Origin of the sequence: Microvirga massiliensis (assembly GCF_001006805.1) — a bacterium.
Taxonomy (GTDB): domain Bacteria; phylum Pseudomonadota; class Alphaproteobacteria; order Rhizobiales; family Beijerinckiaceae; genus Microvirga; species Microvirga massiliensis.
This window is the reverse complement of record NZ_LN811363.1, coordinates 268,296-279,399: the sequence shown is the minus strand read 5'-3', so window position 1 is coordinate 279,399 and position 11,104 is coordinate 268,296. Positions and strand designations below refer to the sequence as shown.

The 11,104-nt window shown below is 63.1% G+C and carries 11 protein-coding genes and 1 pseudogene; 6 read left to right on the top strand and 6 right to left on the bottom strand.

Annotation, left to right across the window (positions count from 1 at the left end):
* Positions 1 to 179: 179 nt before the first annotated feature.
* Entirely contained in the window at positions 180 to 950 is a 771-nt protein-coding gene (locus BN1233_RS33645) for a hypothetical protein (protein ID WP_046867961.1), read from the top strand.
* A gap of 154 nt (positions 951 to 1,104) precedes the next feature.
* Here the strand turns inward: BN1233_RS33645 and BN1233_RS46280 are convergent.
* Positions 1,105 to 1,556: pseudogene (locus tag BN1233_RS46280) on the bottom strand (IS3 family transposase); the annotation flags it as partial.
* Positions 1,557 to 1,927: 371 nt separating this feature from the next.
* On the opposite strand from BN1233_RS46280, the gene BN1233_RS33635 reads away from it, so the two are divergent.
* The 4 genes from BN1233_RS33635 (at position 1,928) to BN1233_RS45270 (ending at position 5,785) form a co-directional block, all read left to right on the top strand.
* Positions 1,928 to 3,016: a TRAP transporter substrate-binding protein gene (locus BN1233_RS33635; protein WP_046867960.1), complete on the top strand. Its 1,089-nt coding sequence runs from the start codon at positions 1,928 to 1,930 to the stop codon at positions 3,014 to 3,016.
* A 181-nt stretch (positions 3,017 to 3,197) separates the two neighbouring features.
* Complete coding sequence (locus BN1233_RS33630) at positions 3,198 to 4,586, top strand: ethanolamine ammonia-lyase subunit EutB (protein ID WP_046867959.1); 1,389 nt, start codon at positions 3,198 to 3,200, stop codon at positions 4,584 to 4,586.
* The gene (gene eutC, locus BN1233_RS33625; protein WP_046867958.1) at positions 4,583 to 5,401 is read left to right on the top strand and encodes an ethanolamine ammonia-lyase subunit EutC; all 819 of its coding nucleotides are present in this window, start codon (positions 4,583 to 4,585) and stop codon (positions 5,399 to 5,401) included. Before BN1233_RS33630 ends, eutC begins: the two co-directional genes overlap by 4 nt.
* A gap of 210 nt (positions 5,402 to 5,611) precedes the next feature.
* Positions 5,612 to 5,785 carry a DUF1328 domain-containing protein gene (locus tag BN1233_RS45270; RefSeq protein ID WP_046867957.1) on the top strand — a complete coding sequence of 58 codons (174 nt, stop codon included), beginning with the start codon at positions 5,612 to 5,614 and terminating at the stop codon, positions 5,783 to 5,785.
* 35 nt (positions 5,786 to 5,820) lie between these two features.
* On the opposite strand, the gene BN1233_RS33615 is transcribed toward BN1233_RS45270, so the two are convergent.
* The 5 genes from BN1233_RS33615 to BN1233_RS33595 form a co-directional block, all read right to left on the bottom strand.
* Positions 5,821 to 6,342 carry a superoxide dismutase family protein gene (locus BN1233_RS33615; protein WP_052764044.1) on the bottom strand — a complete coding sequence of 174 codons (522 nt, stop codon included), beginning with the start codon at positions 6,340 to 6,342 and terminating at the stop codon, positions 5,821 to 5,823.
* A gap of 158 nt (positions 6,343 to 6,500) precedes the next feature.
* Positions 6,501 to 6,899, bottom strand: coding sequence for a response regulator (locus BN1233_RS33610; RefSeq protein ID WP_046867956.1), 399 nt, complete (start codon positions 6,897 to 6,899; stop codon positions 6,501 to 6,503).
* A gap of 194 nt (positions 6,900 to 7,093) precedes the next feature.
* Positions 7,094 to 7,387 (bottom strand): MoaD/ThiS family protein, encoded by a 294-nt coding sequence (locus tag BN1233_RS33605; RefSeq protein ID WP_046867955.1) that lies wholly within the window; start codon positions 7,385 to 7,387, stop codon positions 7,094 to 7,096.
* Positions 7,388 to 7,411: 24 nt separating this feature from the next.
* Positions 7,412 to 8,494, bottom strand: a complete 1,083-nt coding sequence (locus BN1233_RS33600; protein ID WP_046867954.1) for a WD40/YVTN/BNR-like repeat-containing protein — start codon at positions 8,492 to 8,494, stop codon at positions 7,412 to 7,414.
* Between the two features lie 49 nt (positions 8,495 to 8,543).
* Positions 8,544 to 8,957 (bottom strand): VOC family protein, encoded by a 414-nt coding sequence (locus tag BN1233_RS33595; protein WP_046868040.1) that lies wholly within the window; start codon positions 8,955 to 8,957, stop codon positions 8,544 to 8,546.
* A gap of 841 nt (positions 8,958 to 9,798) precedes the next feature.
* On the opposite strand from BN1233_RS33595, the gene BN1233_RS33590 reads away from it, so the two are divergent.
* Positions 9,799 to 11,055, top strand: coding sequence for a PQQ-dependent sugar dehydrogenase (locus BN1233_RS33590; RefSeq protein WP_046867953.1), 1,257 nt, complete (start codon positions 9,799 to 9,801; stop codon positions 11,053 to 11,055).
* The last annotated feature ends 49 nt before the right edge of the window (positions 11,056 to 11,104 follow it).

Here is an 11,104-nt window from a genome sequence, read left to right as displayed (position 1 = left end):
GCTTGGTCAGGTGGAGCGCATGGATCGGATGATCGCCAGCGCCGATGCCCGCCGGCACAAGGTGCTCGCGAAGATCGAGCGCCGTCGCGATGCTGTTGCGCGCCGGCTGCGCACCGCCTGCGAAGACATCATCGACGTGCCCTGACGGGCCCACCGCCTGGATCCACCACCATTTCGCGATGCCGTCGTCCCAGAAAATCACCGCCAACCAGCACAATGCGCGGCGCAGCACGGGCCCGCGCACGGAGGCCGGCAAAGCCCAGTCCCGGCGCAATGCCGTCAAGCACGGTCTGGCGATCCCCTCGGCAGCCCGTCCCGAACTTGCGCCGGACATCGCCCAATTGGCACAGGCCCTGGCCGGAGAAGCGGCTGATGATCTTGTTGTCAGGCAGGCCGCACTGCACGTCGCGGAGGCAGCACTGGATGTCCTGCGCGCCCGTCACGCCAAGACGCTCCTGCTCGAGGGCCTGGCGCAAGAGTTAGGGGTCGAGCCAACGCTTCCGCCGGAAGATGCGCTGCCAATAGCATTCTTGCGCGTCCAAGACCCAGGCTTCGTTGACCCAGGAGCCATTCTGAACGAAGCCGTGGAGCAGTGGCTCGATGCCCTCGCGAAGGTTCCGCCATTATCGAAAACCAAGGCATCTAAGACCCGCCCTCCGCTATCGAAGGCCGGCCGTCAGCTCAAGAGAACGGTAAAGGGAACTGTGAAGCAGTGGAACGATGCTCTCACTCAGGCTCAGGCCTTACACAAGACCAGCGTTCAGCAGGCGAGACAGCGCGGACGGGACTGGGACCAGCTCGCCAAGCTTGACCGTTATGAGCGGCGGGCCCTGTCGCGCCGCAACAAAGCCCTGCGCATCTTGGACGAGGTCCAGGCCACTCGCGACCGTTCCGCACCTGGAATCGACACTCCAAATTGGCAGAACGAACCCAATGGTGAAGAGCCATAGGTGAGCTCACCAGAGATCGCGACGGCCCGTGATCATCGTGATCTCACGACTGAACCCGCTCTCACGTCACAGCGGGCCACGGCTGACGCGCACGCAGCGCTGCGATGACGCGACAGCCCCACCCCCACAACAACCGTGCCCGCCTCTATCAACCCCGGATGCAGGATCCAGCGTTGCACCGGAGCCGCCCTTTCTTCGGTTGCTTTTGCGGCACTTTGAGCCCCTCCCGCTGCCAGACCCGCTTCTTGCTCACCCGCCAGCTGGCTTCTCGCAGGAGAGCGGTGATACGCCGGTAGCCATAACGGCCGTACTGAAGAGCAAGCGCGATGATGTCGGCGCTCAGGGCCGCCTCATCCTCGGGTGTTGTCGGGATCTTGCTCTGGGTGGACCGGCGCTGGCCGCGAACCCGGCAGACCCGTCTCTCGGACAGGCCCAGTTCAGCCCTCACATGATCCACGCAGGCGCGACGGCGGGCGGGGCTTAGAAGTTTCCCTTCGCAGCCTCTTTCAGGATCATCTTTTCGAGGGTGAGATCAGACACGACCCGGCGCAACTTGGCGTTCTCCGCTTCCAGCGCCTTTAGGCACTTGACCTGATCTTCAACAAGCGATCATCTGACTGATTGGGCAATCCGGGATCTCGCGTGTACATTCGCGCCATCTTGGTTGGCGCTACCGCCCGGTGCGTGACCGACGCACATCCCGACGCAATGCTCGGAAGCCTCCGTCCCAGGTCTCCGCACCCACATAATCGGAACCCGGCATCCGTGGATCAGGGAACGAATGGACGGCAGGAAGAACGCGCCGGACGAACAACTCCTTGGTCGTGGAGGCCCCCGCCCCCTTCCTCTGCAAATGCCTCGACCAAGCTGCCCAAAGGCTCTCTCCCCATCGCACATTCGGGCTTGTCGACACTCCGTCCCGATGCTTTCTTCTGCGGGATCCGCCTCGGAACGACGAGGGGACCTGGAGGAGACCTATGAAACGCCGTGATTTCTTGACGGCCGCAGGAGCGGCGGTCGCAACAGGGGCAGTCGCCAAGCCAGCCATCGCGCAATCCATGCCGGATCTCCGCTGGCGGCTGTCTTCGACCTTTCCGAAGTCGCTCGACACGCTGTATGGCGCCAGCGAGGCCTTCTCGAAATACGTCTCGGAGGCAACCGACGGCAGGTTCCAGATCCAGCCTTTCGCAGCGGGAGAGATCGTCGGCACCTTCCAGGCCTTCGACGCCGTCAGCAACGGCACCGTCGAGATGATCCACGGACCCGGGTATTACTACGTCGGCAAGGATCCGACCTTCGCGGTCTTTGCCGACATCCCCTTCGGCCTGAACGCCCGCCAGAAAACCGCATGGCTCAGCCAGGCGGGCGGCAATGAGCTCGTCAACGAGTTCCTCGGCAAGTTTAATGTCCACGCCATCCCCGGAGGCAACACGGGCACGCAGATGGGCGGCTGGTTCCGCAAGGAAATCAAGAGCACGGCCGACCTGCAGGGCCTGAAATTCCGCATCGCGGGCATTGCCGGGCAGGTGATGGCCAAACTCGGCGTCGTGCCGCAGCAGATTGCCGGCGGCGACATCTATCCGGCGCTCGAGCGCGGGACAATCGACGCTGCGGAGTGGGTCGGGCCCTACGACGACGAGAAGCTCGGCTTCGCCAAGGTCGCGCCCTTCTACTACTATCCAGGCTTCTGGGAGGGCGGGCCGACGGTCCACTTCTGGTTCGCGAAGGGCAAATGGGAAGAGCTGCCCAAACACTACAAAGGCATCGTCGAGGACGCAGCCGCCCGTGCCGGCATGGACATGCTCGCTAAATACGATGCCCGCAATCCGGCCGCCCTGCGGCGCCTGGTCGGCAACGGTGCCCAGCTTCGGCCCTTCCCTCATGACGTCATGGAAGCGGCCCTGAAAGTGTCGAACGAGCTCTATGACGAGATTTCGGCCAAGAACCCTGATTTCAAGAAGATGTACACGAGCCTGCGCGACTTCCGGAACGAGGAATATCTCTGGTTCCAGGTCGCGGAATATACCTTCGACAACTTCATGATCCGGTCTCGCGCCCGCGGATAGGGCGCGCCTGATGTGTGAACCACCCTACCCGCCTCTGGCGGGTGGGGCTCTCGCAGGTGCATCGTTACAGGTTTATCGGCGCCGGCCTGCTGCATCGTCCTGCGGGCGGGATCGCCAAGGCCCAGTGGTTGCCCTGCCCGCCGATGCATAGCAGAACTTCGACGCGCCCAAGGAGAATCCTTTGGCCTATCGGCACATGATCGGCGCCCACACTTGGCTGTTCTCCGATCTGCGCGACCTGATGGCCAAGGCGACGCCGATCCGCTCGGGGGACATGCTGGCGGGAATTGCGGCGGGATCCGCCGAGGAGAATGTTGCGGCGCGAATGTGCCTGGCTGACATCCCCTTGCAGACTTTTCTGGCGGAATCGCTGATCCCCTACGAGGCCGACGAGGTCACGCGCCTGATCCTCGATACGCACGATCGGCGCGCCTTCGCACCAGTCTCCCATCACACCGTCGGCAGCTTCCGGGATTGGCTCCTGTCGGACCAAGCCGACAGTGCCACTCTCGCCGCGATCGCACCTGGCATCACGCCCGAAATGGCGGCTGCAGTCTCCAAGATCATGCGCAACCAGGATCTGATTCTCACTGCACGCAAGTGCCGCGTGACGACGCGCTTCAACAACACGATTGGACTGCCCGGCACGCTGGCGGTGCGGTTGCAGCCAAACCATCCCACCGACGATCCGGCCGGCATTACGGCCTCGATCCTGGACGGGCTGCTCTATGGTTGCGGCGATGCCGTCATCGGCATCAACCCGGCGTCGGATTCGATCGGCGTCATCACCGATCTGCTGAAGCTGCTCGACGAGATCATCCGGCGTTTCGACATCCCCACGCAGGGCTGCGTCCTCACGCATGTCACGACTTCGCTCCAGGTCATGGAGCGTGGCGCGCCCGTCGATCTCGTCTTTCAGTCGATCGCAGGCACCGAGGCGGCAAACGCTTCTTTCGGCGTGACGCTCGCACTCCTGCAGGAGGCCCGTGCGGCGGCAAGGTCCCTGCGGCGCGGCGCCATCGGCGACAACGTCATGTATTTCGAGACCGGTCAAGGCTCGGCGCTTTCGGCTAACGCCCATCACGGCGTCGACCAGCAGACGCTCGAAGTCCGGGCCTATGCCGTAGCGCGGCACTTCGATCCGCTGCTCGTCAACACGGTCGTAGGCTTCATCGGGCCGGAATATCTCTACGACGGCAAGCAGATTATCCGGGCCGGCCTGGAGGACCATTTCTGCGGCAAGCTGATGGGCGTGCCGCTCGGATGCGACGTCTGTTACACGAACCACGCCGAAGCCGATCAGGACGACATGGACACGCTCCTGACCCTGCTCGGAACGGCCGGCGTGACCTACGTGATGGGTGTGCCGGGCGCCGATGACGTGATGCTGAACTACCAATCGACCTCGTTCCACGATCAGCTCTATCTGCGCGAGGTCCTCGGGCTGAAACGGTCGCCGGAGTTCGAGGCTTGGCTTCAGCGCATGGGCATCACCGGGCCTGACGGGCGTCTTCGGCCGCCGCTGCCGTCGCATCCCCTGCTCGAAGCGTCCCGGGAACTCGCCGGATGAGCCGGGCTCTCGACCAATCTGACACGACAGCGTCCGCCTCGTTCGAGCCCGAGCCATGGGCCAACCTCAAGGCGCTCACGCCTGCCCGGATTGCTCTTGGCCGAACCGGTGCGAGCCTCCCGACCCGTGAGGTCCTGCGCTTTGCGATGGCTCATGCGCAGGCGCGCGATGCCGTCCATACATCCTTCGATGTCGACGAACTCCAGAGGCGAGTAGCCGGTCTCGGCCTCTCGACTCTTCGGGTTGCCTCCGCGGCGCCCTCGCGCGCTATCTATCTGCGCCGCCCGGATCTGGGCCGGCGCCTGTCGGCGGAGAGCCGGACGGTTCTGGAGGCGGCGCGCGGCAGCCTCGTCGACCTCGCGATCGTGGTGGCCGACGGCCTGTCGGCGACCGCGATCCACGCCCAGGCCCTGCCAATGCTCGAGGCCTTCACGCCCCGGATCAGGCAGGCGGGATGGTCGGCGGCACCCGTGGTGCTGGCCGCTCAGGCGCGGGTCGCGCTCGCCGATGAAATCGGGGCTCTGCTGAACGCACGCGCCGTCGTCGTGCTGATCGGCGAGCGTCCGGGACTCTCCTCGCCGGATAGCCTCGGCGTCTACCTGACTTACGCACCAAAGGTCGGCTGCACCGACGCGCAGCGCAACTGCATTTCGAACATACGGCCCGGCGGGCTTGCATTCGATGAAGCCGCTTTCAAGCTCGCATGGCTTCTCGAGCAAGCGTTCGCACGACAGTTATCCGGCGTCGCTTTGAAGGACGAGAGCGACTTCGCCCTGCCAGGAGCGAGCGAGTCGTCAAGGATCTCATCCACCTGAGCCCGCCGACGCCGAGAGTAAATCCGGCCTGATTGCGCGCGTGCAGGGGCGTTTCCCGCGGCTTGGTTGCTGCTCGCTGTTGACAGGATGGGAACTCCCCATCTCGGCTTGAGTTTGCGTAAGGCTCTCCGATCAATGATCGGCGCGCATCCAGGGCATCTGCCATGAGCCGCTCGGCGCCTCGGCGCCGGCACTTGCAGGAGAGGTCACATGCTGAAATGGGCGCTGATTTTTCTCGTGATTTCCCTTATTGCGGGCGCGCTCGGATTTTCAGGCGTCGCGGCAGGAGCGGCTCAAATCGCGAAAATCCTGTTCGGGGTCTTCCTGGTGATCTTCATCGTCCTGCTCGTGCTGGGGCTGCTTGCCGGAGAAGCGCTCTTCTGAGGCGGCCCCAACGACTGCCACCACCCCGCGGACGGTTACTTCAGCACCGCACAAGCGACCCGTGCCCCCGAATTGCCCAAGGGCTGGCTCGTATGGTCGTCCTCCTGGGCATGAATGACGAGGGCCGAGCCATCGCCCTCCACGAGACCCGTCTGGCCGAGCATCCTCACGGCATGCGAGGACATCTCTGCATTCGCTGAGCCGTCCGGATTCGCATAAATATTGGGGAGGTCACCCTCCTGTGGCCCGGCGGGGTGCAGGAGGCCGTGGCTCTTCACGACGTGGTCGACGATTCCTCGCGCCCGCATGAACTCGCCGATATCCGAGCAGTCGCCCGTCATATGAAAATGCACGCCGTGCCAGCCGGGCGCGAGGCCGCCGGGCTCGACGGTGATGCGCACGATCGTGGCATTGGCGCTGCCCCGCAGAACGACAGTTCCGATCGGCTTGCCGTGAGCGCCGATGAGCTGTGCCTGACGGGTTTCGATTCCCGGAACCTGCGCCAAGCACTGGCCGGCCAGAACAATCGATCCGAGCAATACGCCTGCCTTTTTCACGAACCACCTCCCGCCTGCTCGGGCGAACCTCGACCACGGGTCCGCTCCGGTTGCCCCTGTGTTCGACGACATCATGGCACGGGAACAAGCGGTTCAGCACCTCGACGGCTGGATCTCACGGAGGAGATCGTCGGGCCTCGTCGCCGTGGAGGCTGAGGTCAGACAGGCAGGGCCTTCGCAGGCATGACCTGCCGCAGCGCGTCGACGAGGGCGGCCGGCCGGATGGGCTTGTGCAGGAAAGATGTGCCGGGCGGAAGGTCGCCGGGCCCCGGCAAGGTCTTCCCGGAGATGACGAGAACGCCGACCTCGGGCCAGCCCTGTCGGACGAGCCGGGCGAACTCGAACCCGTCGATGGAGCCCGGCATATCCACGTCGGTCAGGACCGCATTGATCTCGGGCCTGGATTTCAGGATGTCGAAGGCCTCGTCTGCGTCCTGTGCCTCGACCACCCAGAACTGGGCGTCGCGCAGGATGTCGACCTGCAGCACGCGTACGAGCGGCTCGTCCTCGACGAGGAGGACGACGGGATGGGTCAGGATTTCGCCACGCGGTTTCATCCGGTGCGAAACGGCGGCGTCCGGACAAGGTTCCCATCCACCTGCACACGCTCTCAGCGAGCCGCATGTGCCGAATTGCCGATCTCGGCTGTGCTCTCCCGAGATCGGATCGGCCATCGGAGCGGGCATAGGCATGCCGATGTGTGGGCCAAGGCGCACAGTCGGGCGAGCTTTACCCCCGAGGCCGTGGCCGGCTACCCTCCGCTGATGGCCGTCAGAATGAACACGTCTGCGCCCGGCTCCAGGCGTGTCTCGAGAGTGGCGCGCCTGCCGTCGATGAAGACGTTCATGTGACGCCGGATGGCCGGCGTCGAGTCACAGATGCGGTCGCGCATCCCCGGCCAGCGGGTGTCCAGTGCATCGATCATCTCGTCGACGGTCGTGGCCGAGAGTTCCACGCTCCGCTCGGCGTCCGGAAACAAGGCCGCGAGGAGAGGAGCGAGCCGGACCAGGACCGGACGCGTCTGCGGAAACGACTCGCTCAGCATGACGGAGTCCTCGTTTCGGGGTCCCTATGCATTAACGACAAATGTTTCCACGGACGAGATCAGCGGCAGGTGCTGCGCGATGCAGGTCCAGCTGTTGCCCTCGTCCGCGCTGGCGTAGAGAGTGCCCGAAGTCGTGCCGAAATAGACACCCGCCGGATCCAGCGGGTCGGTCGCCATTGCTTGCCGCAACACGCCGAAGAATGCGTTCTCCTGCGGCAGGCCATTGCTCTGTGCGACCCAGCTTCGGCCGCCATTCGCTGTGTGCCAGACCGCAGCCCTGCCCTCCGGAACGAAGCGGCCGGCGATATCGCCGTTCAGCGGCAGGAGGTAGAGCCGTTCGGGATCCCGCGGATGAACGGCTGCCGGGAAACCGAAGCTCGATGGCAGACCGGCCTCGATGCTCTCCCAGTGCCGCCCGCCGTCATCGCTGCGATACATGCCGCAGTGGTTCTGCTGATAGAGCCGGTTGGGCATCCCGGGCGCCATGACGAGGCAGTGCACGCATTGCCCATGCTCGGGGTATTTGTGCCCCTCGGGGAGGAAATCGGCCCGCGTCCCGCGGTTGCGCGCTTCCCAGGTCTCGCCGCCATCTGCCGTATAAAAAACTCCGGCGGCCGAGATCCCGACCCAGATCTGCTGGTCCTTCTGCGGGTGAAGAACGAGCGAATGCAGGATGAGCCCGCCGCCACCCGGGTTCCACTCCGGCCGCGACGGGTGATCCTGCAATCCGGCGACATGCGTCCACGACAGTCCATCATCGTCGCTACGGAACAGGCCGGCCGGCTCGACGCCAGCATAGAGCCGGCCATTGCCCGGCGCGAGGCTCCAGACCGACTTGATCGGCTGCTCCCCCGCCGCATAGGCGAGTCCCTCGCTCGAATGCGTCCAGGTCATACCCAGATCGGTCGATTTCCAGATGGCCGGGCCGAACCATTCGTTGCCACCGGCTCCATAGATCGAGCCGGTCGCCGGATCGGCGATCACGTGGTTCATGGGCCATGTCTCGCAGAATGGGCCACGCAACTTCCACGAGCGCCGGTCGACATCGCTTTCCAGGATGAAGGCACCCTTTTTCGTTCCGAGGAGAAGCAGAACTCTTTTCGTCATCGTCGCCCCAACCTTTCAGCAGATAAGCCCATCCACGATATGGCGGCCGTCAGGCCGCCACGACAATCATCCACCCGGCTCCGAAGCGGTCTGCGACCATGCCGAAGCGCGGGGAGAAGAAGGTCTTGCCGAGCGGCATCTGGACCTGCCCGCCATCGGCCAACGCCGCGAATACGCGATCGGCCTCCGCCTCGTTCGCAACCGTGAGCGACAGAGAGACGCCCTGGAAACTCGGCGTCCCCATGCAGCGTCCGTCGGAGACCATGACGTTCGTGTCGCCGATGCGCAGGGATGCATGCATGATCTTGTCCTCCGATCCGGGGGCAATCATGCCGGGCGGCGGTGGATCCGGCGCATCTCTGAAGCGCATGAGCATCGTCACCTCCGCACCGAGGGTGCGCCGGTAGAATTCAATGGCCTCCTCGCAGCGTCCATCGAAGAACAGGTAGGGTTCTATGCGCATGATGTTTCCTCCGTTGAAGCGCGCTCGCTGAAATCCACGTCGTTGGCCTCCGTCTATCGCGACAATGTCCGGCACGAGAGGATCGGAAATGGGCAACACAGCCTCCTCGTCTGGCTCAGCTCACATCAAGGACGCGCGACGGGCCCCTTGGCCGACACGTGGCATCCGAATTTTTCGATACCGCGCGCCGGCGTAGGTCACATGATGGGTAACCAACCGCGATGGCGCTACCGAGCCCTGGCATCGCGGTGCGGAACGGGACCAGTACCTGATCTGGGAGCGCATCAGGGCGATGCCGGCGTCTGGAGTCGAAAAGCCTTAGCGAAGACTCGACCTGAACCGTTAATTATGAGTTAGTGCTCACCGCCTAATACAAGGTAAATAACTAAGTCCAATCTGCCACAAGCAGCAAGCGGACCAACAGGCTGTTGTATTCCAAGCAGCCCAATCATCGCCGTTTCACCATCCATTACTGCCCCTTCTGTTATCCATGTTGCCCCGGTAGCCGAGCCCGGGAGCATGTGACTGGGCGCGGTCTGGAGGGCCGCGGTCAGGACGCCGCGAGTTCGAGTCGGGCTCCAAGCATTGCGAGAGGCGACGGAGGCTCGTCTCCTTGTGTCCGGACGTTGGACAAGATCCACTCGAGGTGGCGCCGGAGGTTCAAGCCATACATCGGTTGGGTCATAATGACGAACTAATCCGCAAGTTAGAGACTTCTTTAGCGCGAAGGATGTGATAGATTTGCAGCCTGCCAGGCCAAACAGCTGGCCAACATCAAAAGAATTCGTCTCCAGAACATCGAACGAACATTCGCGGCTTCAAGCTGCGAGAGGAGGCCCCGATGAGGCGAGCAATCAGTCGGTCCATACTGGCACTTGCAGCAATCCTGGCAGTCGCAGGAGCAAACCGCGCCCCGGCAGCAGAGGGACTCAAGAGCTATCAGTCCGGCACCAAGGAGTTCTGGAATAATCCGCCGCCCGACTGGTTCCTAGGTGATGAGACCGAGGAACAGAAGGGCCTGACGCCGCCGGCGGGACCGCCTACCGGCGCTTCCGATGCCGAACTCGCTGACCTCGTCAAGAAAATCAAACTGCCGCCGGGCTTCAAGATCGAGGTCTACGCGAGCGGCGTGCTCGCTGCGCGTCAGATGGCGTGGGGCAACAATGGCACCCTGTTCGTCGGGTCGTTCGATCTCGGTAATGTTTACGCTATCCGCGATGAAGGCGGCAAGAGAACGGTCAAGACCGTGGTCAAGGGTCTGAGGATGCCGACGGGTATCGCCGTCCTCGATGGCGAGCTCTATGTCATCGATATCGATAAGCTTATCAAATACGAGAATGCGGAAGCCAATTTGGATAATCTCGGCGAGGGCAAGGTCGTCTATGACGACATGCCCCCGTACGTAGCGCACGGTTGGAAGTATCTGGTCGCAGACAAGGACGGCTGGTTCTACGTGCCCTTCGGTCCTCCGTTCAACATCGGGATCCCACCCACCAGTGTCTCACAAATTCGCCGCATCGATCCAAAAACCGGCAACGCCGAGATCGTCGCGCTTGGCGTCCGGAACAGCGTCGGCGGCGACATTGATCCACGAACCGGTAAATACTGGTTCACCGAAAATGCCCGTGACTGGCTCGGCGATGACAGTCCCAGTGACAAGCTGAATATGATATCGCGACTAGGCGAACATTTCGGTTATCCCTATTGCCACCAAGGCAACATTCCGGATCCGAAATTCGCCATGGGGCACCAATGTTCTGAATTTACACCGCCGGTGCTGAACCTTGGTGACCACGTCGCTCCGCTCGGCATGAAGTTCTACACTGGCGACCAATTTCCACCCGAATACAAGAACAGCATTCTGATCGCCGAACACGGGTCCTGGAACCGTCACAAGTATCAAGGTGGCCGGATTGTGCGAGTGACGGCCGATCCTGATGGCAAGAACGCCAAGGAGGAAGTGTTCGCCTCTGGTTGGATCGACGGCGACCAGAGCTATCTCGGTCGACCCGACGATATCGTTCTGGCCAGAGATGGGTCCATCCTCGTCTCCGACGATTGGGCCGGAGCAATTTATCGCATCAGCTATAGCAAGTGACACGCCATTGATCTGCGGCCGCTTTCTAAAGCGGCCGCAGCGCTCTCTA